The sequence below is a fragment of the Rhizobium sp. CBN3 genome, from assembly GCF_030518245.1.
Taxonomy (GTDB): Bacteria; Pseudomonadota; Alphaproteobacteria; order Rhizobiales; family Rhizobiaceae; genus Rhizobium; species Rhizobium aethiopicum_A.
Genome location: NZ_JAULSE010000018.1, coordinates 82,575 through 104,305 on the forward strand (window position 1 = coordinate 82,575; position 21,731 = coordinate 104,305).

General features: G+C 61.2%; 22 protein-coding genes. 11 read left to right on the forward strand and 11 right to left on the reverse strand.

What is annotated here, in order from left to right; all coding sequences use genetic code 11:
• The first annotated feature begins 27 nt into the window (after positions 1 to 27).
• The 6 genes from QWJ46_RS23620 to QWJ46_RS23645 all read left to right on the forward strand — a co-directional run bounded on the left by QWJ46_RS23620 (position 28) and on the right by QWJ46_RS23645 (position 6,113).
• Positions 28 to 1,266, forward strand: coding sequence for an FAD-binding oxidoreductase (locus tag QWJ46_RS23620; RefSeq protein ID WP_302754189.1), 1,239 nt, complete (start codon positions 28 to 30; stop codon positions 1,264 to 1,266).
• 31 nt (positions 1,267 to 1,297) lie between these two features.
• The gene (locus QWJ46_RS23625; RefSeq protein ID WP_302754190.1) at positions 1,298 to 2,788 is read left to right on the forward strand and encodes an aldehyde dehydrogenase family protein; all 1,491 of its coding nucleotides are present in this window, start codon (positions 1,298 to 1,300) and stop codon (positions 2,786 to 2,788) included.
• Positions 2,785 to 3,819, forward strand: a complete 1,035-nt coding sequence (locus QWJ46_RS23630; RefSeq protein ID WP_302754191.1) for a proline racemase family protein — start codon at positions 2,785 to 2,787, stop codon at positions 3,817 to 3,819. Before QWJ46_RS23625 ends, QWJ46_RS23630 begins: the two co-directional genes overlap by 4 nt.
• Before the next feature lie 8 nt (positions 3,820 to 3,827).
• Entirely contained in the window at positions 3,828 to 4,592 is a 765-nt protein-coding gene (locus tag QWJ46_RS23635) for an SDR family NAD(P)-dependent oxidoreductase (RefSeq protein ID WP_302754192.1), read from the forward strand.
• A 10-nt stretch (positions 4,593 to 4,602) separates the two neighbouring features.
• Entirely contained in the window at positions 4,603 to 5,358 is a 756-nt protein-coding gene (locus QWJ46_RS23640) for an SDR family NAD(P)-dependent oxidoreductase (protein WP_302754193.1), read from the forward strand.
• A 77-nt stretch (positions 5,359 to 5,435) separates the two neighbouring features.
• Entirely contained in the window at positions 5,436 to 6,113 is a 678-nt protein-coding gene (locus tag QWJ46_RS23645; protein ID WP_302754194.1) for a GntR family transcriptional regulator, read from the forward strand.
• Here QWJ46_RS23645 and QWJ46_RS23650 read toward each other — a convergent pair.
• Positions 6,110 to 7,111, reverse strand: a complete 1,002-nt coding sequence (locus QWJ46_RS23650; RefSeq protein WP_302754195.1) for an Ldh family oxidoreductase — start codon at positions 7,109 to 7,111, stop codon at positions 6,110 to 6,112. The two genes, QWJ46_RS23645 and QWJ46_RS23650, sit on opposite strands and share 4 nt — an antisense overlap.
• Positions 7,112 to 7,366: 255 nt before the next feature.
• Between QWJ46_RS23650 and QWJ46_RS23655 the strand changes: the two genes are divergently transcribed.
• Positions 7,367 to 8,419: a proline racemase family protein gene (locus QWJ46_RS23655; protein WP_302754196.1), complete on the forward strand. Its 1,053-nt coding sequence runs from the start codon at positions 7,367 to 7,369 to the stop codon at positions 8,417 to 8,419.
• A gap of 106 nt (positions 8,420 to 8,525) precedes the next feature.
• Complete coding sequence (locus tag QWJ46_RS23660; RefSeq protein WP_302754197.1) at positions 8,526 to 9,365, forward strand: hypothetical protein; 840 nt, start codon at positions 8,526 to 8,528, stop codon at positions 9,363 to 9,365.
• A 78-nt stretch (positions 9,366 to 9,443) separates the two neighbouring features.
• On the opposite strand, the gene QWJ46_RS23665 is transcribed toward QWJ46_RS23660, so the two are convergent.
• The 8 genes from QWJ46_RS23665 to QWJ46_RS23700 form a co-directional block, all read right to left on the reverse strand.
• Positions 9,444 to 10,028 carry a TadE/TadG family type IV pilus assembly protein gene (locus QWJ46_RS23665; RefSeq protein WP_302754198.1) on the reverse strand — a complete coding sequence of 195 codons (585 nt, stop codon included), beginning with the start codon at positions 10,026 to 10,028 and terminating at the stop codon, positions 9,444 to 9,446.
• A gap of 1 nt (position 10,029) precedes the next feature.
• Positions 10,030 to 10,560 carry a TadE/TadG family type IV pilus assembly protein gene (locus QWJ46_RS23670; protein ID WP_302754199.1) on the reverse strand — a complete coding sequence of 177 codons (531 nt, stop codon included), beginning with the start codon at positions 10,558 to 10,560 and terminating at the stop codon, positions 10,030 to 10,032.
• On the reverse strand, positions 10,557 to 11,921 hold the full coding sequence (locus tag QWJ46_RS23675) for a TadE/TadG family type IV pilus assembly protein (protein ID WP_302754200.1): 1,365 nt from the start codon (positions 11,919 to 11,921) through the stop codon (positions 10,557 to 10,559). Before QWJ46_RS23675 ends, QWJ46_RS23670 begins: the two co-directional genes overlap by 4 nt.
• Positions 11,922 to 12,294: 373 nt before the next feature.
• On the reverse strand, positions 12,295 to 13,005 hold the full coding sequence (locus QWJ46_RS23680) for an RNA polymerase sigma factor (protein WP_184460556.1): 711 nt from the start codon (positions 13,003 to 13,005) through the stop codon (positions 12,295 to 12,297).
• Between the two features lie 36 nt (positions 13,006 to 13,041).
• Entirely contained in the window at positions 13,042 to 13,362 is a 321-nt protein-coding gene (locus QWJ46_RS23685) for a cupredoxin family copper-binding protein (RefSeq protein WP_184460555.1), read from the reverse strand.
• 7 nt (positions 13,363 to 13,369) lie between these two features.
• A complete protein-coding gene (locus tag QWJ46_RS23690; protein ID WP_302754201.1) occupies positions 13,370 to 13,891 on the reverse strand; it encodes a DUF4142 domain-containing protein in 522 nt (173 codons plus the stop codon).
• Positions 13,892 to 13,971: 80 nt separating this feature from the next.
• Positions 13,972 to 14,319, reverse strand: coding sequence for a DUF488 domain-containing protein (locus tag QWJ46_RS23695; RefSeq protein ID WP_184460553.1), 348 nt, complete (start codon positions 14,317 to 14,319; stop codon positions 13,972 to 13,974).
• A gap of 26 nt (positions 14,320 to 14,345) precedes the next feature.
• Positions 14,346 to 15,371, reverse strand: coding sequence for an aldo/keto reductase (locus QWJ46_RS23700; RefSeq protein ID WP_184460552.1), 1,026 nt, complete (start codon positions 15,369 to 15,371; stop codon positions 14,346 to 14,348).
• A gap of 231 nt (positions 15,372 to 15,602) precedes the next feature.
• On the opposite strand from QWJ46_RS23700, the gene QWJ46_RS23705 reads away from it, so the two are divergent.
• The 3 genes from QWJ46_RS23705 to QWJ46_RS23715 all read left to right on the forward strand — a co-directional run bounded on the left by QWJ46_RS23705 (position 15,603) and on the right by QWJ46_RS23715 (position 20,202).
• Entirely contained in the window at positions 15,603 to 17,531 is a 1,929-nt protein-coding gene (locus tag QWJ46_RS23705; RefSeq protein WP_302754202.1) for a diguanylate cyclase, read from the forward strand.
• Between the two features lie 104 nt (positions 17,532 to 17,635).
• On the forward strand, positions 17,636 to 19,930 hold the full coding sequence (locus tag QWJ46_RS23710) for an FdhF/YdeP family oxidoreductase (protein ID WP_302754203.1): 2,295 nt from the start codon (positions 17,636 to 17,638) through the stop codon (positions 19,928 to 19,930).
• Positions 19,927 to 20,202, forward strand: a complete 276-nt coding sequence (locus QWJ46_RS23715) for a hypothetical protein (RefSeq protein WP_184460549.1) — start codon at positions 19,927 to 19,929, stop codon at positions 20,200 to 20,202. Before QWJ46_RS23710 ends, QWJ46_RS23715 begins: the two co-directional genes overlap by 4 nt.
• Positions 20,203 to 20,258: 56 nt before the next feature.
• Here the strand turns inward: QWJ46_RS23715 and QWJ46_RS23720 are convergent, their stop codons facing one another.
• Positions 20,259 to 21,257, reverse strand: coding sequence for an AraC family transcriptional regulator (locus tag QWJ46_RS23720; RefSeq protein WP_302754204.1), 999 nt, complete (start codon positions 21,255 to 21,257; stop codon positions 20,259 to 20,261).
• Positions 21,258 to 21,370: 113 nt separating this feature from the next.
• Complete coding sequence (locus QWJ46_RS23725; protein WP_184460547.1) at positions 21,371 to 21,577, reverse strand: hypothetical protein; 207 nt, start codon at positions 21,575 to 21,577, stop codon at positions 21,371 to 21,373.
• Positions 21,578 to 21,731: the final 154 nt, after the last annotated feature.

Below are 21,731 nucleotides of genomic sequence, written 5' to 3' on the forward strand. Positions count from 1 at the left end.
GCCCCACCTGAAATTGCGAGGTTCTTCGTGTCATCCATCGTGGTCGTCGGCGCCGGCATCATCGGCGTCACCATCGCTTATGAACTCCAGCGCCGCGGCCTTGCCGTGACGCTCGTCGACCGCGATGCGCCGGGCAAGGGCGCCTCCTACGGCAATATGGCAAGCATCGCCGTCACCGAATTCATGCCGGCTTCGCGTCCGGGCATCTGGGCGCAGATGCCGAAATGGCTGCTCGATCCGGAGGGACCGGTGCGTGTCCGGCCCGGTTACATGCCGAAACTGGTGCCGTGGTTTCTGAGGTTCCTGGCGGCGAGCCGCCCCTCGAAGCTGCGGGAGCTGGAGGCCGCCGGCGCCGTTCTCTGCCGGCGCGTCTGTGAAGACTTCGATGCGCTGCTGAAGCAGACCGGGTTGACTCAGATGCTGACGGCCGAGGGCTGCCTCAGTCTCTATGCCGACGAGGCCGAGTTCAAGGCGGATCGGGAGCATATCGAAATCCTGGAGCGCTTCGGCTTCCGGCACGAAATCCTCGGCGGCAATGCCATCCGCGACCTCGAGCCGGCCCTGACGACGAAGATCGGCAAGGCGGTGCTCTTTCCTGACAACCGGTCGATCACTGATCCCTACAAGCTCGTGATTGCTCTCTCCGAAAGGTTCGAGGCACTCGGCGGCAGGATCGTGCGGGGTGACGTCGTCGGCTTCGAGCAAAGCGAGGCCGGTATCTCCGCCCTTCGCCTGGCGGACGGGCGAAGGGTAGCGGCGGGGAAGGTCGTGCTCGCGGCCGGTGCCTTCACCGCCCGGCTTTCCGCCCTGCTGCGCGAGCATATTCCGCTCGAAACCGAGCGCGGTTACCACACGCAGATCATGGAGCCCGGCATTTCGATGCGCCATTCGATCATCTGGCCGGCGCGCGCCTTCATGGTGACGCCGACCGCGGGCGGCATCCGCGTCGGCGGCACGGTCGAGATGGCCGGCCTCGATGAGCCTGCGGATTATCGGCGCGCGAAGATCCTGGTGAAGCGAGCGCGGGAGGCATTGCCGGAGCTGAAGACCGGAGGAGCGACGGAGTGGATGGGGCATCGCCCGGCGCTGCCCGACACCGTGCCAGTCATGGGGCCGTCCGCCAAGCGCCGCAACGTCTGGTACGCGACGGGCCATGGACATCTCGGCCTCACCTATGCGGCCACAACAGGCCGGCTGATGGCCGATCTCATCACGGGCGTAGAGCCGCCCGTGGCCATGAAACCCTATCGCGTCGACCGCTTCTGAGCGCATCGGCGCAAGGCGAAAGGAAGTGAACATGCGAAGCGAACTTTATATCGACGGACAATGGGTGAAGCCGGTCAAGGGCGGCACCTGCACGGTGACCAATCCGGCGACGGAAGAAGTGATCCAGACGATCGGCGCAGCGACCGCTGAAGATGTTGATCTCGCCGTCAAGGCGGCACGCCGCGCCTTCGACAAGGACGGCTGGCCGAAATTGCCCGGCGCCCAGCGCGCCCGATATCTCCGCGCCATCGCCGACGGCATCCGTGCCCGCCAGGCTGAGATCGCCCGGCTGGAAGTTCTCGACAACGGCAAGCCCTTCCCCGAGGCCGACTGGGATGTCGCCGACGCGGCGGGCTGCTTCGATTTTTATGCGGGCCTTGCCGAACAGCTCGACAACAATCCCGAGGAGACGATCGCGCTTCCCGACACGCGCTTCACCTCCAAAGCGGTACGCGAGCCGCTTGGCGTCGCCGGCGCGATCATTCCCTGGAATTATCCGCTGCTGATGGCTGCCTGGAAGGTTGCCCCGGCGCTCGCCGCCGGCTGCACCGTCGTGCTGAAGCCTGCCGAACTGACATCGCTGACGGCGCTCGAACTTGCGGCGATTGCCGACGAGGCTAGGCTCCCACCCGGCGTGCTCAACATTCTGACGGGCGCCGGATCGGTCGCCGGGCAGGCAATCATAGATCATAAAGAAGTCGACAAGCTCGCCTTTACCGGCTCCGGACCGGTCGGTTCTAAAATTATGGCTGCCGCCGCTCGCGACATCAAGCGTGTCAGCCTGGAACTCGGCGGCAAGTCGCCCTTCGTCGTCTTCGAGGACGCCGATGTCGACGCGGCGGTCGAATGGATCATGTTCGGCATCTTCTGGAACCAGGGCCAAGTCTGCTCGGCGACGTCAAGGGTCCTCGTGCAGGACAGCATCTACGAACGGCTGCTTGCGCGCCTTGTCGAGGAAACGAAAAAGATCAAGATCGGCAACGGTCTGGACGAGGGCGTGCTCCTCGGGCCGCTGGTTTCAAAACGTCAGCATGAGCAGGTCGTTGCAGCAATCGAAGCGGCAAGGCAGGCAGGTGCCACAATTGCTTGCGGCGGAGCGCGCCCTGAAGGGTTCGTGAAGGGCTATTACCTCCAGCCGACCATTCTGACTGACGTTCCGCTCGACAGCGCCGCCTGGGTGGAGGAGATTTTTGGGCCTGTCGTCTGCATCCGAGCGTTCAAGACCGAAGAGGAGGCGATCGAGCTCGCCAATGATTCCCGCTTCGGCCTTGCTGCCGCCGTCATGTCGAAGGATGACGTCAAGGCCGAGCGCGTTGCGGCCGCCTTCCGCGCCGGCATCGTCTGGATCAACTGCTCGCAGCCGACTTTCACCGAAGCGCCCTGGGGCGGCTACAAGGAATCCGGTATCGGCCGCGAACTCGGCCGCTGGGGCCTCGACAATTATCTCGAGACGAAGCAGATCACCCGCTTCGTCGGCGAAGATCCGTGGGGCTGGTACATCAAACCGGAGGTGGCCGAATGAATTGGGACCGCAGCCTCGAACTGCTACAGGTCCACTGCCAAGGCGAGATCGGCAAGGTCATCCTGTCGGGGGCGCCCGAAATACCCGGCGCGACCATGCTCGACAAGATGAACCACATTAACAGGGTCGACGACAGCCTGCGCCGCTTCGTGACCTTCGAGCCGCGCGCCAATGTCGCCATGTCGGTGAACCTGCTGGTGGTGCCGACGCGCGTCGATGCCGATGCCGGCTTCATCGTCCTTCAGGCCGACCGCGCTCATCCGATGTCCGGCAGCAACTGCATCTGCGTCGTCACCGCGCTTCTCGAAAGCGGCCGGGTGGCGATGTCGGAGCCGGAAACGTTGGTGCGTCTCGACACACCCGCCGGCCTCATCGTCGCGCGCGCCGCCTGTCGCGATGGGCGCTGCCTGTCCGTCAGCCTCGACAACGTGCCGAGTTTTGCCGAAGTGCTGGACCGGGAGGTGGAGACGCCGAAATGGGGGCGCATCAAGATCGACGTCGCCTTCGGTGGCGTCTATTATGCGCTCGTCGACATCGATCAGCTCGGCCTCGACATAACGCCGGCCAATGCCCGGCAGCTGGCGGAAGCCGGGATCGAGCTCAAGTCGCTGCTCGCAGGTCAGGTTTCGGTTGCCCATCCGGTGCTGAGCGGCGTCGATGAGATCGCTTACGTGATGTTCCGCAGTCGCGAAGCCGATGGCGCGGTAAGGACCTGCACGACGCTGCAGCCCGGCCGCGTCGACCGCTCGCCCTGCGGGACCGGCAGTTCGGCCAACCTTGCGACGCTCTACGCCCGCGGCGAGGTCGTGGTCGGCGACCGCAGAACGTCGCGGTCGATCATCGGCGGCGAGTTTCTCGCCGAGGCGATCGGCGAGGCCGAGGTCGGCGGTCGCCGCGCCGTGATGCCGAGAATATCAGGCCGGGCCTTCGTCTATGGCCGTGAACAGCTTCGCATCTCCGACGACGACCCCTTCGCCTCGGGATTCGCCCTGTCCGACACCTGGGGTCCCCAGGTCAGTTTACTCGGTTAGGAGCCGGCATGTCTCATGCTCAACCACTCGCCGGCCAAACAGTGCTCGTGACGGGCTCATCGGGCGGGATCGGCGCCGCCATCGCCGAGCGCCTGTCTGCCGAAGGGGCACGGCCGATCATCCATTACGGGCGCGATGGCCGAGGGGCGGAAGCCCTGTTGGGCAAGCTCGGTGGGAACGGCTTGATCGTTCAGTCCGACCTTTCCAGTCCCGACGGCGCCTTCACGCTGTGGCGCGATGCGCTCGCGGCGGCGGGGCGCATTGATGCCGTTGTCAACAATGCCGGCATCCGCACAGAAATTTCGGTTGACGCCGATCCCGCCGATTGGCGGGCCGCCTGGCAGAAGGAGTTTCAGGTGAATTTCTTCGCCGCGGCCGATCTCTGCAAGGAAGCCCTCGTGCATTTCCGGCAGAATGGCGGCGGGCGGATTATCAACATGGCCAGCCGAGCCGGCCAGCGCGGTTATACCGCCGACGCCATGCCCTATGGCGCGACCAAGGCGGCGCTAATCAATCTGACCAAGTCGATCGCGAGGAGCTTCGGGCGCGACGGCGTCATCGCCGTCGCCATCGCGCCAGGATGGGTGCGCACTGACATGGCCGAGGATTTCGTGGCCAAGTACGGAAAGGAAGCGGCGGTCGGTGACATCCCGATCGGCGAAATGGCCGAGACGGAGGAGATCGCCGAGCTGGTGGCCTTCCTGCTTCGCCCGTCGCAGGCCTCGGTCAACGGGGCGACATTCGACGTCAATGGCGGCAGCTACATTAGATAGGAGATCTGGTATGAAAAGATTCCATGGCAAGGTCGCGGTCGTCACGGGCGGAGGCGGGGGCATAGGCTCGGCCATATCGAGAAGGCTCGCCGATGAGGGCGCCTTGGTGGTGGTGACGGATGCCAACGCGCAAGCAGCGGCCGAAGTCGCCTCGCTGATCGAGGACGCAGGCGGATCGGCGGCCGCCATCTTGGCCGACATCTCCCGGAAGTCCGACTGCTTCGAGCTGATCGAGAAGACCTTTGCGATCAAGGGACGGCTTGATGTGCTGGTCAACAATGCCGGCATCAACCGGCGCGGAAACCTGCTGTCGCTCTCGGACGAGGATTGGCAGGCGAGCTTCGCCGTCAATCTCGATTCGATGTTCCATCTCTGCCGGGCGGCGTTGCCGCATATGATTGAGGCAGGCGGCGGCGCGATCGTCAACACGGCCTCGCAATGGGGTCTCTATCCCGCGCCGAACCATATCGCCTACAATACGACGAAGGCGGCCGTCGCCGCCTTCACTCAGAACCTCGCCCGCGACTATGCGCCCGACAAGATCCGCGTCAATGCCGTCTGCCCAGGCGAAATCCACACGCCGATGCTGGAGGCCGGCGTCAAGCGCTCCGGCCGGACGATTGCCGATCTCGACAAGCTCGTCCCCTTCGGCCGCATCGGCAAGCCGGAGGAGGTGGCCGCACTCGTCGCCTTTCTGGCATCGGATGAAGCGGCATTTATGTGCGGATCGCTCGTGGAAATCACCGGCGCACAAGCGGTGGCATAAAATCGGCGGCCTTGAGGAAAGAGATCGTCTACGATATCCCAAGCAGAATCTCCGTCTCGGAAACAAGGAGCTGGGAAATGCCTTTCAGTACCGAACAGGTGACCGATCTCGGGAAGGCGCCCACGGCCTCGGATGTGATCCTGAAATTCCTCCGCGATTCGATCGCGGATGGCTCGCTTGATGAAGGCGAACCGATCCGGCAGGACGATGTCGCCCGGCTGTTCAATGTCAGCAAGATCCCCGTCCGCGAGGCGCTCAAACGGCTCGAAGCCGAAGGCCTGGTAGAGTTCCATCGCAACAAGGGCGCGGTCGTCACCAGCCTTTCCGAACCCGAGATTGCTCAAATCTTCGAGGTGCGCGCGATCCTGGAAACGAATGCCATCAAGCTCTCGGTTCCACACATGACGCAGGAGACTTTCAGCGAGGCGCTTGCCTATTGCGATGCTTTCGCTGGGGAAACCGACGTCGCCCGCTGGTCGGAACTGAACTGGCGGTTTCATAGCCGCCTTTACGAGGATGCTCGCCGGCCCTTCCTCGTCAGCACGATCCGTTCGGTGAACGACCGGCTGGAACGATATCTCCGGGTGCAATTGACCCTATCGCACGGCCAGCAGACGGCGGACCGCGAACATCGGCAAATCGTCGAAGCCTGCCGGGAGCGGGATGAGGACAAGGCAGCAGAGCTGGTCTATGGTCACATCATGAGCGCGTGCCAATCGCTGCTCGAACATCTGCCCGGGAAAAGGTCCGTTTAGCCGTCAGCCTCCGCTATCTTCGTGATGGCTTCAAACACGGCGCGGGATATTTTCAGCCCTTCCGATGCAGGCCTCGGATATTCGATGCCGCTGACGCCGGGTACGAAGACGCCGTGGCGTTGCAGGCGGTCGGCCTGCTGGTGCGCGCGTTCGACAAGGCCGTCGCGACCCGGCATTATCGCGACAATCGTCAACCCGACAGCGGGGCTGGCGCTCCCCGATCGGAAAGACGGCGTATCCAATGACCAGGGGCCGCCGGACAGGCCAGCCGACAGCATTTCCACCATCAGCGCCACATTGGCGCCCTTGCGCCCGCCGAAGGGAAGGAGGGCTCCGCCGAGCGCCCTTGCGGCATCTTGGGTTTCCTGTCCCGCTTCATCGACGGCCCATCCCGCCGGGATGCTGCGTCCCTCGGCCGCCGCCGCGACGACGTTGACATAGGCGGTCGCACTCGACGCCTGGTCGATGAGGAGCGGCGGCGATCCTTCGCCGAGCGGAAAGCCGAAGGCCATCGGGTTGGTGCTGTAGACGGCCGGGCCGCCCGCTTTGGCGACCACCATGGCATTGGCATTGGTCGCGGCGATGCCGACGATCCCTTCGCCGGCAAGACGGCGAACGTAATAGCCGAGTTCTCCTGTGGTATAGCTGTTCGTTTGCGTGAAGACCGCGGCCCCGAGCGACCGCACCGCTTCGACCAGATCCTCGAAGGCAAGATCGAAACCGAGCTGTGCTATCCCCCGATCGGCGTCCGCGGCGAAGAAGGCGGGATAAGGACGCTCGCAGGTAGGAGCGGGATCGCGATTGATGCGGCCCTCACGGAAGCTGTCGAGGTAATCGACGAAATGCGGGAACCCGACGGCCGGAGGTCCATAAAGCGCGGCGGACAAGGTGGCGTCCACGAGGGAACGGGCGGTGGCTTGGCTGGCGCCTGCCGCGAGGCAAGCGCGCATCGCCAAGCTCTCGGCTTCCGCCAGATCGAATACGACCTCATCCGACATTTTGTATCTTCTCCTGTGTCTCTCCTGGCCGAGCGGCCGTTCTGAGGCTTCTTTAGCAAACGTGGTGGCGCGCTGACAGACAAAATGTACAGCTATGTCTATTTTTCGCCTTTCCCGGTTGACGGGCCTGTGTTTTCAGATATCGTATACGATATTACAAAGCAATACCGTATCCGGCGCGTTACAGAAAAAGCGGAAGGCCACGCATTGCTCCCATGAAAACGAACACGCAACTCACCAGAGGAGGAAGCAGAAATGGGATTCAAGAGAACGATTCATGCGGTCGAAACCCACGCCGGCACGCCGATGCGCGTGATAACGGGAGGCGTTCCGCACATTCCCGGAAACTCCGTCTATGAGAAGATGAAATGGCTGGAGAGCAATGACGATCAGCTGCGCAAGCTAATGCTGCGCGAACCGCGCGGCTATCCTGCCCATTGCTGCAACATCATCGTGCCACCCTCTCATCCCGAAGCCGATGCCGGCTATGTCATCATGGAGCAGGTCGAATATCCGATGATGTCCGGCGGCAACACCATCTCCGTGGTGACGGTCCTCTTGGAAATGGGCATGCTTCCGATGAAGGAGCCCGCCACCGAACTGGTCCTCGAGGCGCCTGCCGGCCTTATTCGCATCAAGGCCGAATGCAAGGACGGCAAGGTCAAAAGCGTGACCTTCAAGAACGTGCAGGCATTCGCCGCCCATCTCGATGCCGTCATCGACGTGCCGCATCTTGGAAAGGTTACGGTCGATGTCGGCTGGGGCGGCATGTTCTATGTCATCGCTGATGTCAGGCAGTTCAAGGGGCTTGAACTGATCCCGGCGCACGGGCGGGAGATCGCGCGTGTTTCCGCGATGATCCGGCAGGCGGCCATCGAACAGTTGCCGGTTGCCCATCCGCATTATCCCGGTGTCGGCATCACGATCTCGCAGCTGTCGGGACCAACGGATGATCCGAACGCCGACTGGAAGAACACGGTGACGATGGCGACGGGTGATCTTTCCTGGGACGATCCCGCCACCTGGACGGGAGCGCTCGATCGCTGCCCCTGCGGCACCGGCACATGCGCGAAGATGGCCGTTCTGCATGCGAAGGGTGAGTTGCCGCTCAATCAGGATTTCCGGCATCAGGGGATCCTCGGCAATATCTACACCGGCAGGCTGGTCGAAGAAGCAAGGATCGGTGATAGATCCGCCGTCGTCCCGACACTGACCGGCACCAGCTGGATCTCCGGCCTGAACACCCTCGTTCTCGACAATGAGGATCCCTTCACCGAAGGGTTCACGCCCGGAGACATCTGGGCCTGAGGAAAGGGCGCGACGCATCGCCTGGGCGATGATCCCGCTTTCGTTTCGGATGCCATATGTTTACAAGCGAAAGCTGTAAAGATTCGACCGAACGGAGGCATCGCTCTTGCATATCCTGCGTCGCGCGCTGTTGGGGTCCCTATGGGCCGTGATCGGCTGGAAACCGTCTTTCGCTGCGCAAGCCAGCCCGGAAACGATCATCCAGGAGGAGGCGTCGTCGGTGACACCCCGGCATGTCCTCTGTTTTCTCGGGAGGGATCGCGACCTCAGCCGCTTGTCCGAAGCGGCAGCCCAAGCGACCCGTGATTTCGCCACCGGGTTCAGCGTCGATGAGGATTATTCGCAGGCAGAGCCGGATGACCGCATGAGCCGGTCATTCGATGTCTGCTGGGATCTGGTCGAACCCAATGCCTGGAACGAGACGGACGAGAAAGCCGTCGCCGATCATCAATCCGTCCTCTATGTCCTGGGGCCGAGCATGACGCAGGCAGACACCATCAAGGTGTCGATGACGGCGCTTCGTCTCGTCGAGCGGCTGATCCAGGCGGGAGCGGTTGCCGTCAAGGGCGAAAGCGCCGGTATCGCACATGGGCTCGATCGATGGAGAACGCTGATCGGCCAAGGCGCTGAAGCGCAGAAGGCCGGCGATCGGCTCGCCCAGCAACGCGTCGGCCGGCTGGCCTTCGCGAAGCGGCCGCTCTCGGCGCGCGGTTACCTGGAAAGCGTCGGCTTCCATCTCGTGGGGCTGCCGGAGGTCTATGTGCCGGAGACATCAGGCAGCGAAAGGCAGGTCGTTGCCATCATGGATGCAGTTGCCGACGAGATCGGCAAGAGGGGTCTCGATCCGACGCTCAAGGCGCGGGGGGCAAGCCTCTCCTTCGATTCCACCTATGGAGTGGATGAGTTCAAGTTCAATCCCTATGGCATCGTCAAGCTCGCGGGGTGAGCCGGCTCGATCTCGCGGTTATCGGCCTGCGACAGGGCGAAGCGCTGAATCGCCGTTGCAGCGCCGCGCTCATATGCATTAGTTGTAACTGATCGTGTCGCTCACGCGTGGGCGATTGAAAAAATGGTGGTCGAAGCTGTAGCCGCTCTGTCCGGTGAAGTTCGAGAAAAACGCCGACACCGGTGTCGTCAACGTGTATTGCACCCGCGTCAGCACCACCTGGACGCCAGTCTCCTGGATCTTCGCCGGTATATCGATCGCGCTTGCCGTGCCGGAAGCAAGGGACGAGGTCTTGAACGCGGCGGACCAGTTTACGGTCGCTTTGCCGCTGTTGTCGACATCATTGACTGTGACCACAATGGTCAACCCGGTGGTCTCATAGGGCTGCAGGATGAAGCTCGCGCCGGAAAGAAGCTTGGTGACGTCAGTCTTCGCCCAGGTGCTCTGCTGCGCGATCATATCGCCTGTACTGGAAGCGATCTCGTCTATTTTGCGGCTGACGGTGAGCGCATGGCCGAGATCGACGGTGCCGAACAGCAGCACGATCAGGATCGGTAGCACCAGTGCGAATTCCACGCCCGAAGCGGCCGTGCGGTCGCATGCGAGGCGGCCGATGAAGGATCGGGCGAGGCTGAGAAGGGCGAGGTTCCGTTTCATGATCATCTCAGAAGGGCTCATTGCGAAACAGAGCGGAGGACCCAAGGAGATAGCGGCCGTCCGAAAGCTTGGCGCTCGACAGGTTGAAGAAGTTGACGGTGGCCACCCAGGGCAGGAATGCCTGCACCAGAATGTAGTCGCTGCCCTTTCCGATATCATAAGTCTCGGTGACGGCAAGATTGCCGCTGTCGTCGATCGGATCGGCGCTGGTGGCAGACGACAGGTCGGAAAGCACGCTGACCTTGACGATGAGGCCGCTCGAGCAACTGAACGACAGAAGCATGTCGTCGCAAATTTTGCTCTTGAATGTGGCCAGTGTGATCTTCGATGACGCCACCTCGCCGGTACGGATCATCCGGGAGATTTTATGAACGGAAGCGTCCAGCGAGGAGTTGACGAAGAACATCAGCGACACTTCGATGATGCCGAAGATCATCACGAAGAGCGGCAGGGCCAGGATCGCAAATTCGATCGCAGCCACCCCCTTGCGATCGCCGAGCAGGCGGCGAAGCAGTGCAAAGCGGATTTTTGCGGTCATTGGGTCAGCCGGACGGAAGAGAGATATTGGGTGAAGAGCGCCGACAGGCCCGCAGTGATCTCCGTCGACGACGAGGCCGATATGAACAGGCTCTTCGACGATGCGCAGTCGGCAAGCGCATAGGGAATATAATCGCGTCTCGTAATGCTGGTCGAGACGCCGCTGTCCATGGTGCCGCCCCAGGTGTTCTTCCAGTTGGCGCTCGCCATGGTCGAGCCGACGGTTGCATTATAGCCCCAGTCCGAAGTGAGCGGCAGGTATTCGGTATAGAGCACGGCCATCGTATTGGATTGGTTCTTCAGATAACCGCACCAGTCGGGATTAAGAGGCGCCACCTTGTTCCAGTAGGATCCGGAGATCGCCTTCCCGCTCTTCCAGACCACTCCGTTGGTCACCCATTCGCGTTTGGACTGAACGCCGTCCGTTAGCAACAGAACCAGCTTGAGCGGCGAGCTCGAGGAGGTTCCGTCCCCTCCGGCGCCGACTTTTTGTTTGAGCGTCGATAGCGAAACGTCGAAATAAGTGGCGGCCTTCGAGGTCGCGCTGGTGAGGCCGTAGCTGGCGTCCGCGAGGCGGGTCCGCGCCGTATCCGTGCTCAGCGTCGGGGCGAGAACTTCTGAAAGCGTATCCCCGAGGCTGTATAGCCCCACTTTGATGCGCTCGTGATTCTCGTCGGATTCGTCGATCATGTCGAGCACTTCGCGCACGGCGTCGCCGGCGACGTCGGCGCGCAGCTTTATTCCCTTTTCCTTGCTGTAGTCATAGTTGGTGGCGTATGTCTTCTTGCCGATGGTGTGCGCATCACCCGTGTGGCAGGCAAACTGGCATCCGATACCGGAATACATCGTCGACTGACCTGAGGTCGTTGCCGCCAGCAGCATCGACGGCGATGTGTCGATGACGATATAGACGTTGAGATAGGACGTGGCAGGCCCCTTGACGGCGCTTGCCACGCTGACGGGAACAGTCTCGATATTGGCGATCTTCATGAATGTCGTCGGAACGGTGCCATTCGCCGTCGCCGTGATGTTGTGGTTCACGGTATCGATGTCGATATCGCCAAGCGTGTAGCTATTGTCCACCTGTGCATGGAACCAGTCGGAAACCTTCTCCTTGAGAGCGTCGCTATCCTCGGTGTTGTTGATCTGCTTGACCGCTGCGATCAGGGCCGCGTCAAGATCGCTCTGCATCCTCTGCCGGACATTGTAGCTGCGAATATAGTCGAAGCTCGCACCGACGGCGACGAGCATCGGCACGAGGCTGAGGGCGACGACGATCGCGACGTTGCCGCCTCTGGCCCTTCCGAGACTGCGGAGAGCTCTCGTAGTCCGAGCAAGTGAGGATGAAAGAGTCGACTTCAAAACACACCGTGAGCCAATAAAAAAATGAACAAAAAAAGGATGGATCTGAAAAACCTGAGGGTTTGTTAATTAACCCAATTTCCAGCAGAAAATGCGCTGTCGGCACACTGTTTGTTGCGCTTATTGGACATGTTTGCGAATTATGGATATTCGCTGTGCTGTCGGCGCGTGCGGGGTGAGCCTTCTCGGCGCCGCTTCAGCAGGTCGTGCAAGCGTCTTTTGACCTTCTGCGATGACATATTCCTGTTACAGCAGAGCCGTGCCCAAGGCGGAAATCATCGTGCTTCGGCGACGCCCTTCAGTTGGCGGCTCCAGCCCCAACGATGTGGCGTCGCGGGTGATCGCGCGTCACCTGTTACGCTGTTGTCGGAACTCACGATGTCTGACGAAGAACTGCGACGACGCGGTCGCCCATTGAGGCGCAACGGGCGCCGTCGAAGGGGAACAGGGCCGCAAATGCGCCGGAGAGCTGTTTCTCGATTGACTGGCGCATCGCCTTGCGCGCACGATGCAGCCTGGTCTTGGCGGTTTCGGGTTTGATGCCGAGATAGGATGCGGCCTCCTCGGTGCTCATGCCCTCGACCTCGCGAAGCACGAAGATGGCGCGAAATTCGTCCGGAAGGTCGTCGACGGCCTGTTCGAGAAGATGCCGCGCCTGGCTTCGCGACAGCTCGCTTTCCGGATCGGTTGCTGAGAGCGAGGAGGGGAACTGGAGGACTTCGCCGCCCCGCGATGTCGTCTGCATGTCGATTTCCTCAAGCCCGGTGGTGTTCTTTCGTGCGCGAACGCGGCCCAGCGCCTCGTTAAGCGTTATCCGGGTCAGCCATGTCGAGAGCTCGGCCTCGCCCCGGAATGTCGCCAGATTAGTGAAGGCCTTGACATAGGCGGCCTGCACGACGTCTTCCGCTTCCCAATCATTGCGGATGATGGCGCGCGCGGTGCGGAACAGGCGCTGGTTGTGACGCTGGACAATGGCGCGGATGGCAGGCTCGTCACCCTGCTTTGCAAGGGATACGAGCTCGGCATCGGGGAGTGCTGATATATTCTGCCGGCGTCGCGCGACCGGAACCGCAATGGCTGTCATGCAAATCTCCGCATTGCTTTGGATCGGAGCCCGGCCTTACGGCCGAACGTCCAGTTTGCCCGTCATGGCGGGATGAAAGCGGCAATAGAAATCAACCGCTCCCGCCCGGCCGACCGTCATCCGCGCCTCCGATTTCGGCGGCAGGTCGACATCGAAGCTCTTGTCGCGAGCCGTCGCCGTATGCCGGAATATATCATCGTTTCGCCAGACGATCACATCGCCGACATGCAGCTCGGCAGGCGGTGCGCCGAATTTCATGCCCGTGATGGTGACCTGATATTCCGCCGCTGAGGCGACTCCACTGCTTGCCCAGAGCAGCGCCAACAACAGCGGCGGCAATTTCGTCAGCGATCTCATCGCAGGCCTATTTGATCATCGAAGCGAGATGCTCGGCATGTGTCTGGTGTTGCTTGAACAGGGTGAGGCCCGTTTCCAGCAGCGATTTCAGCTCCTTGTTCTGAGCCGAAGGGATCAGCACCTTGGCGAGGGCATCGTTGACCGACCTGTGATAAGTGACTTCGTTTTCGACATAGGCCTTGTCGAAGGCTGCACCGTCGAGGGCGTCAAGCGTCCTCAGTTCCTTGCTCGCCTGGGTCGAGAGCGACTGGCTGATCTTGTTGTCCTCAGGCGTCACCTTCAGCTTCTTGACGAGCGCCACCGCCTGGTCGTTGACGGCCTTGTGGTCGCGCTCCATGGTTTTGGCGAATTCGATGACCTCTGCATTCTTGCTCTTCTTCAACGCCTGCTCCGCGGCGGTGACATCGATCTGCCCCGCCGTATAGGCGATGTGGGCGATCTGAGGGTCAGTAGGCTTGGCGTCGGCGGCGATCGAGGCCGAGCCGAGCGATGCCGCGATGAAGGTTGCGCCGAGAATTCGTTTGAACATGATCTGTCTCCTTATGTCGGATGGAAGCGAGCATTGGATGCAGATCAATCGAAAAGGTTCCCGGAAAATTTCGAAGCGCTTCAGTCGTCGCCGATGAAGCGCTGAAGCACGATCGCGTGGTTGTGGGCCTGGTCTTTCGCCGCATAGAGAAGCGTGGCATCCGACCGCCCGATCCGGCGTTCGAGCTCCTCGACAACAGATGAATTCTCTTTGAGCTCGTCGCGGTAGCGGCGCTGGAACTCGCTCCATTTGGCGGGATCGTGGCCGAACCATCGGCGCAGCGCCGGACTCGGCGCGATGTCCTTCAACCAGACATCGACGGCCGCCTCCTGCTTCTTCAAGCCGCGCGGCCACAGCCTATCGACCAGAATACGCGTGCCGTCCTTGTCTTCTTTCGGCTCGTAAATTCGTTTGATGTGCAAGGCCATTTGTTTATCCGCATGAAATATGTAAGTCAGCGCGAGAGGGGCGCATCACCTCGCATCAAGCCAAGCGATTTCAACTCCTCCCACAGCTCGCGAGGGATATGTCTGTTCCGCGCGCGGTCGTTTGACGCCACTTGATCGATCGATTGGCCACCCGGGATGACCGAAACGACAGCCGGATGGAAGAACGGAAAGTTGAGAGCTGCGTCTGAGAGAGCGACATTGTATTTCAGGCAGACGTGCTCGATGCGCCGGACTTTATTGAGGATGTGTGACGGGGCGTCAGAGTAATTATACTGCGCGCCGGCAATCGGGCCTGTCGCCAGTATGCCGGAATTATATGGCCCACCGAGCACGATACCGATATTTCGGGCTACGCACATGGGAAGAAAGGATTCCAACGCCTCCTGCTCGAGCAGAGTATAGCGTCCGGCGAGCAGAAACAGGTCGAAGTCGCCACGCTCAGCAAGCGTCTGACACATCTCCCATTCGTTTATTCCGCCGCCGATAGCCTTCACCACTCCCTCGTCGCGAAGCGAGATCATCGCCTGATACCCGCCGTTCATGAATTGCTCGACATAGTGGTCGCAGGCCGCTTGAGTGCCGTGATTGAAGACATCCAGATCGTGCACAAACAGGATATCGAAGCTGTCGAGTCCGGTGCGCTCGAAGGAGGCTTCGAAAGATCGCATGATGCCATCGTAGCTGTAGTCAAAAACCTCTCGGCGACTAGGCGTGTTGAAGAATTTGCCGATGCCGGTCCGCTCTTCGGGTCGGCAGACCTTGAGGATCCGGCCAACTTTTGTCGACACAACGAAGTCTTTACGCTGTTTCGCCGCAAGGAAGCGGCCAACCCGCCTCTCTGCGAGGCCGAGCCCGTAGAGCGGCGCGGTGTCGAAGTAGCGGATGCCGTGTTGCCAGGCTGCATCCAAGACTGCTGCCGCCTGCTCATCGCTTATCGCCCGATAAAGATTGCCGAGCGGCGCGGTGCCGAACCCGAGTTCCGTAAAGGTAAGCCCGCCGTCTCCCCTGCGGTCCCAATGTCGCGTCCTCATGTCAGCTATCCGCATCTCAATTCGTTTGCTGCTCGTGCTCGACACTACATTCTAATTAATAACGTTCGGGTGGAATCCAAGCTAAAACGAGAAACCTCGGCCTGCGATGGCCCCGGGCAAGGGCGTCCCATTTAGCCGCGATCCTGTACACGAGCGCGATATCCGGTGCATTAGCCGGTGAATGGCGCATCCAGCCATCCGATTTAACGAAGCCCAAACCAGTGTTGGCGTATGACAGGGTTGTTACATGGTTTGGAAGGTGGAACCAACGCGGTGAATGGCATTTGGACGCAATTTGGTGGCAACCTTTCCTTCGTGTCTCTGGCGATGTCGCTCTGGGCTCTCTTTTCGATCCAGTTTCAGCGCCGTTCCTTCACGCAGGAGAAGATCGCGTTCGGAATGATCGCCGGCGGCGCCTCCATCGGATCCATGCTGCTCGCGATCGAATTCCATCCCGGTATCTTTATCGACCTGCGATTTTCGCCGCTTGCATTGGCCGGCATGTTCGGGGGGCCGATTGCGGCGGCGTTTGCCGCATCGCTGGCGATTGCCTTTCGTTTTGCGGTCGGCGGCACGGCGATGGTCGACGGGATCATCACCATTGCATTCGCGGCCGGCATCGGCGTGGCCGGCCATTTCTGGACCCGCAAGAGATCTCCTCGTTTCACCGACGTTGTTCTGCTCGGCCTTGCCCTTGGCGGCACACTGGTTGCAGTGATGGCCTTGCTTCCCACTCTCGTGACTGCCCATGTGCTGACTGAAGTGGGTTTTCCCCTGACGGCCTTGAATTGTCTGGCGACCGTTCTGGGTGGCTTTGTTCTCCTGAAAACGCAGCAATGGGAACTCGAACGCAGCATTCTGGTGACGGCATTTTCGCAATCGCCGGACTATCTCTATGTGAAGGACCGAAACAGCCGCTTCATCACCGTCAATGAAAACATGACGCGCCTCTTCCGTTTCAGAACGACGGCGGAGATGACCGGATTGTCGGATTTCAATCTGATGTCGCAGCCGCTCGCCGAAGAATTGTATCATCTCGAGCAGCAGGTGATGGAGACAGGGACGCCGCTGATCGACTCCAACGAGCGGATCGAAGGTCGTTTCCTGCTTGCTTCCAAGGTGCCGGTGCGGGACAAGCAGGGACGAATCATTGGTCTTGCGGGCGTAACGCGTGACGTGACCGAGCGCACAGCGCTGGAGCGGGAGCTGCGCGAAAGCAAGAACCTGCTGTCGCATGCGATGGCGAACATGTCCGACGGCATCGCCATGTACGACAGCAAAGGATTTCTTCTCTTCTGCAACGATCAGTACCGCGACGCCTTTCCGCTGTCCGGCGACGCCCGTGTGGTCGGCGCCCATATTAGCGACATCCTGCGCCGCGTCGTCGAAACCGGCGAGCGGCCCGGCGCCGCCCAGGGTGACGCAGAAGAGTGGATCAAGACCGTCAGCGCGACTTTGCACAGCAATAAGGATGAGGAGGTTCAGCTTCACAACGGCGATTGGCGCAGCATCCGCACAAGGATTGCCGGAGACGGCACGGCGATGGCCGTTGTCTCGGACATCACGGCGACCAAACAGGCGGAGATCGCGCTGAGGATGTCGGCGGAGCAATTGAAGAATCTTGCCGAGACCGACGGGCTCACCGGCATCGTCAATCGTCGCGCTTTCGACGAGACTTTTGCGCGTGAGACGGCGGGCAGCGCCAGGAAAAACACGCCTTTCAGCCTGTTGATGGTCGATATCGACCGCTTCAAAGCCTATAACGATACCTACGGTCATCCCGCCGGCGACCAATGCCTGCGCGTCGTCAGCAAGTGTCTGCGCCAGTCCGTCAGTCGGCCGGCGGACATCGTTGCGCGCTACGGCGGAGAGGAATTCGCCGTCTTCCTTCCCGACACCAGCGCCAAGGGGGCGATGATCGTCGCCGAACAATTCGCGCGTCGTCTGGCCCAGGAGAATATCACTCATTCCGGCAGCGAATTCGGGCGGGTCACCGCCAGCATCGGCATATCCTGCGCGACAGGCGCGACCCTGCGGACCAGCCCGAACCGGCTGCTGGCCGAGGCCGACGCCGCGCTCTATGAGGCCAAGACGCAAGGCCGAAACCGTATTCTGGCGCATTCCCGCGAGAACGGGCATGGCCTGAAAGAAACCGGTTAGGGTCCGAACAAGCTACCGCGCTTCAGTTCTCTCGATAGGATTCTTCTATCGAGCCATCATTCGTACGCCCTTGATGTTTAGCGCCCTTCAACAATACAGGGCGCATGGACACAAAATTTATCGGGAAGAAATCGGCGGCAGCCGGCGGCTGGGGCGCTTTGAAAAGCTGCGGCAAACAATTGCTGCAAAGCGGCATGCCCGTCTCGGGGGCGCGGACGATGCTGAAGGCGAACCAGCCGGACGGCTTCGATTGCCCGGGCTGCGCCTGGGGCGATCCGGAACACGGATCCTCGTTCGAATTTTGTGAGAACGGCGTGAAGGCCGTCGCATGGGAGGCCACAGATAAGCGGGTGACCCCCGCTTTCTTTGCGGCGAATACGGTCTCTGAGCTTCGCCAGTTGTCGGACTACGAACTGGAACGCAACGGCCGCCTCACGCATCCGATGCGCTACGATACTGCGAGCGACCGTTACCTGCCGGTGGCGTGGGAGGATGCTTTTGCCGAGATCGGCAGCATTCTGAAGGGCCTCGATAATCCCAATCGGGCGGAGTTCTATACGTCCGGCCGCGCCAGCAACGAGGCTGCCTTCCTCTATCAGCTGTTCGTGCGCATCTACGGCACCAACAACTTTCCCGATTGTTCCAACATGTGTCACGAGGCAAGTGGAATCGCCCTGAACCAGGCGGTAGGCGTCGGCAAGGGCACCGTGCTTCTGGAGGACTTCGAGGAGGCCGATGCGATCTTCGTGATCGGCCAGAACCCCGGCACCAATCATCCCCGAATGCTCGGTGACCTGCGCCGGGCGGCGATGCGCGGCACGCGGATCGTCGTCTTCAATCCGATCCGCGAGCGTGGGCTGGAGCGTTTCTCCGATCCGCAGGACAAGATCGAGATGCTGCGCGGCGGCGCAACCGATATCGCCGGCCTTTATCTGCAGCCGCAGCTCGGTGGTGACATGGCCGCTATGCGTGGAATGGCAAAGGCGGTGCTGGCCGCGGAAGACGCTGCGATTGCCGCCGGTCTGCCGCCGGTTCTCGATCAGGCGTTCCTGGCCGACCATTGCGCCGGGTTTGCGCAATACCGGGCCGCGGTCGAGGCGACGGCCTGGGCAGATATCGAGGACCAGTCAGGACTGAGCCGTAAGGAGATCGAACGGGCGGCCGAGGTCTATATCAGGGCTGAGCGGGTCATCTGCACCTGGGCGATGGGTGTGACCCAGCATCTGCATTCGGTGGCGACGATCCGCGAGATCGCCAACTTCATGTTCCTGCGCGGCAATATTGGCAAGCCCGGCGCCGGCCTCTGCCCGGTTCGCGGCCATTCCAATGTGCAGGGCGACCGCACCGTCGGCATCAACGAAAAGCCGTCGGACGATTTCCTCGATGCGCTGGAGAAACATTTCCGCTTCACCGTCCCGCGCGAGCATGGTCACAATGTCCTTGCCGCGATCGGGGCGATGCTCGACGGCTCGGCCGAGGCCTTCATCGGGCTTGGCGGCAATTTTGCCCGTGCGACGCCCGACAGCGCACTGGTCGAAAAAGCGCTTCAGCGGCTGAAGCTGACGGTGCACATCGCCACCAAACCCAATCATTCGCATCTGCTGCCCGGTGAGGCGTCCTTCATTCTGCCCTGCCTCGGGCGTACCGAGATGGATCTGAACGCTGCCGGCCATTCCCAACTCGTCAGTGTCGAAGATTCGATGAGCATGGTGCATGGTTCCGCCGGCATCAATCGCCCGGCCTCGCCGCATCTGCTCTCGGAAGTCGCCATCATTGCCGGCATTGCGCAGGCGACGGTCGGCTCCTCCGTGGCCGGCTGGGCAGAGCTTGCCGACGACTACGACCGCATCCGCGATCATATCGAGGCGACCATTCCCGGCTTTGAAAATTACAATGCCCGCCTGCGCAAGCCGCGCGGTTTCCATCTGCGCAACCCGGCCGCCCACCGGGAGTGGCAGACGCCGGCAGGCAGGGCATCATTCTCTTGCCCGGCCCTTCCAGGGGAGACCGTGCACCAGCGTGCGCGAAGAGGCGAGGGGCGTTTCGCTCTGCAGACGTTCCGGTCGCACGACCAATACAATACGACGGTCTATGGTCTCGATGACCGATATCGCGGCGTCTACGGAGAGCGGCAGGTCATCTTCATTCATCCGGCGGATCTGAAGGCGATGAATGCCGAGGCCGGTGACCCTGTCGACGTGATCGGCGATTACGATGACGGCATCGAGCGGATCGCGCGGGATTTCCGCTTCGTGCCCTATGATATTCCGCGGGGCAGCATTGCCGGCTATTACCCGGAACTGAACGCGCTCGTGCCGCTTGGCAGCGCCGGCGAGGAAAGCGATACGCCGACCTCGAAATCGATCATGGTTTCCTTGCGCAAGCGAGACGCCGCGTGAGCAAAGAGGCTATCGGCGCCGACCGTTTTCTTGCCCTTGTCGCTGCGGCGCAAGCAAGGGACGCCGCACTGACCTCCATACAAGCCGGTCTGCTCGTCGCTGCCGAGCTCGGGATCGCGTCCGACAGCCGCTCCTTTGCGCGCATGCTGGGGATCGCGCATGCCCTTGTGTTGCGGAACCTCAGCGCACTGGCGGAGCGTGATGATATGCTTCAAATCGTCAAGCGGGATCCGAGGACGATGCGAGTGCACTACAGGTTGGCCGTGCTTTAAAACACAGAGGGCGCAAAGAGCGAAGTTGAAAGATCGCGGTGTGCTTCAGATGCAAATTAGCGGCGGCCCATGCGCTTTCTCGTTTCGGAGGGGTATTCGCCATATGTCGCCTTGTAGACCGCGGAAAAGCGGCCGAAATGAAAGAAGCCCCATTTCAGGCAGATGGCCTTCATCGTCTCGGTGCACTCGGGATCGAGCAGATCCCGGCGCGCCGCGCGCAGACGAAGCGTCAGCAGGTAAGCAGCGGGGGACGTTCCCTTGAAGGCGCGGAAACCGGTTTCGAGCGCTCTGCTGGAGACGCCGGCCGCTTCCGCCACCTTTGGCATGGTGATCGGCTGATCGATATTGGCCTGCATGAACTCGATCGCCCTGCGCACATGCTTCGGAGCAATCAGAGCGGGTCCCTTTTCCAGGAAATGCGACAGCCGGTGCGGCACCATGCGTACGACGAGATCGGCGAGCGCCTGCGTCATGTGCGCCATGGCGATCGGCGACTGCAGCAGCGGGCCGTCGTCGCGCATCCCTGATATGATCGTTTCGGTGAGGTTGCCGATCGTCCGGCCGGCCGGCGTCGACAGATCCAGTTCGGGCAGAAGGTCGAGCGAGCCGCTGAACGGCATTTCGAACGTCTGGCCGATCGTCTGGAGGATGACGGGCCAGTTGATCAGCAATTCGTCGATGACGTTGCCTTGCCCGTGCATGAGAACGCTGTCGGGTTCAAAATTATTGTAGAGAAGCAGTTTGCCTTGCCCGGCCTCGGCCTTGCGCGCCCCATAGGTAACTCCCATGCCGCCGCGACGCGGCACGACGAGCGACAGATACTCCGCCGTGCTGACAGTCGGCTCGACGTTGAATTGGAACTCCGCCTCATGATAGCCCGTCAGCAGGACGGCGCTCGCGGCCACGGAAAAATCCAAGCCCCAATGAAAATCCTTGGCGCGGCCGACAGGCTCGGCATCAAACGCGCCGAAAGCGCCGCCGAGGGTTTCCACCATGTTGTCGAAAGACGAACCGTGGAATCGGAAGGAGAATGGCTGGGGGCTGTTTTCCGTCATGCTGTCCCCGTTATTTCATCTGGCGTCGCGCACGGCGTGACACCTCGGCCACTGACATCAGAATGAAGTACGTCCTTCTTTTTGTTCGCACGTCACCGAGCGTCATCTTCTCCTCACGCTTGCCAGGGCATGACGAACAAGGCTTGGCCATATATTAGCCGATAAGAAGCCAGAACGCAGTAAGCGGCAGCCAGGCGGGCAAGTTTCAACGTGATCCGGGCGTCGGTATTGCTGGCCGCGGCAAGCCGATCCAGGCAGAACTCGCGCGTGGCGTGCGTCGGAAACGCAAGCCTTTTAAAGGATTTATCGATAATTCCCATCCGTCGGATTTTCCTGGCCAGGCGGCAGGAACTGACAGAATCGGCTGCACTTGGCAAGGCCTTGGAACTGCTGCTTTGATGGTGATCCGGTGATGAAACGATTAGCCAGCGTGCGCATAGAGCACATTCAAGGCGCCATCCAAAAGTCGCCTGC

Excerpts from the sequence above, each read along its gene's own strand:
- QWJ46_RS23625 (WP_302754190.1), top strand. The coding sequence starts at position 1,298 with ATGCGAAGCGAACTTTATATCGACGGACAATGGGTGAAGCCGGTCAAG.
- QWJ46_RS23680 (WP_184460556.1), bottom strand. The coding sequence starts at position 13,005 with ATGACAGCCATTGCGGTTCCGGTCGCGCGACGCCGGCAGAATATATCA.
- QWJ46_RS23700 (WP_184460552.1), bottom strand. The coding sequence starts at position 15,371 with ATGAGGACGCGACATTGGGACCGCAGGGGAGACGGCGGGCTTACCTTT.
- QWJ46_RS23635 (WP_302754192.1), top strand. The coding sequence starts at position 3,828 with ATGTCTCATGCTCAACCACTCGCCGGCCAAACAGTGCTCGTGACGGGC.
- QWJ46_RS23720 (WP_302754204.1), bottom strand. The coding sequence starts at position 21,257 with ATGACGGAAAACAGCCCCCAGCCATTCTCCTTCCGATTCCACGGTTCG.
- QWJ46_RS23725 (WP_184460547.1), bottom strand. The coding sequence starts at position 21,577 with ATGGGAATTATCGATAAATCCTTTAAAAGGCTTGCGTTTCCGACGCAC.
- QWJ46_RS23695 (WP_184460553.1), bottom strand. The coding sequence starts at position 14,319 with ATGGCCTTGCACATCAAACGAATTTACGAGCCGAAAGAAGACAAGGAC.
- QWJ46_RS23650 (WP_302754195.1), bottom strand. The coding sequence starts at position 7,111 with ATGTCGGATGAGGTCGTATTCGATCTGGCGGAAGCCGAGAGCTTGGCG.
- QWJ46_RS23655 (WP_302754196.1), top strand. The coding sequence starts at position 7,367 with ATGGGATTCAAGAGAACGATTCATGCGGTCGAAACCCACGCCGGCACG.
- QWJ46_RS23645 (WP_302754194.1), top strand. The coding sequence starts at position 5,436 with ATGCCTTTCAGTACCGAACAGGTGACCGATCTCGGGAAGGCGCCCACG.
- QWJ46_RS23670 (WP_302754199.1), bottom strand. The coding sequence starts at position 10,560 with ATGACCGCAAAAATCCGCTTTGCACTGCTTCGCCGCCTGCTCGGCGAT.
- QWJ46_RS23685 (WP_184460555.1), bottom strand. The coding sequence starts at position 13,362 with ATGAGATCGCTGACGAAATTGCCGCCGCTGTTGTTGGCGCTGCTCTGG.
- QWJ46_RS23690 (WP_302754201.1), bottom strand. The coding sequence starts at position 13,891 with ATGTTCAAACGAATTCTCGGCGCAACCTTCATCGCGGCATCGCTCGGC.
- QWJ46_RS23640 (WP_302754193.1), top strand. The coding sequence starts at position 4,603 with ATGAAAAGATTCCATGGCAAGGTCGCGGTCGTCACGGGCGGAGGCGGG.
- QWJ46_RS23710 (WP_302754203.1), top strand. The coding sequence starts at position 17,636 with ATGGACACAAAATTTATCGGGAAGAAATCGGCGGCAGCCGGCGGCTGG.
- QWJ46_RS23630 (WP_302754191.1), top strand. The coding sequence starts at position 2,785 with ATGAATTGGGACCGCAGCCTCGAACTGCTACAGGTCCACTGCCAAGGC.
- QWJ46_RS23665 (WP_302754198.1), bottom strand. The coding sequence starts at position 10,028 with ATGATCATGAAACGGAACCTCGCCCTTCTCAGCCTCGCCCGATCCTTC.
- QWJ46_RS23705 (WP_302754202.1), top strand. The coding sequence starts at position 15,603 with ATGACAGGGTTGTTACATGGTTTGGAAGGTGGAACCAACGCGGTGAAT.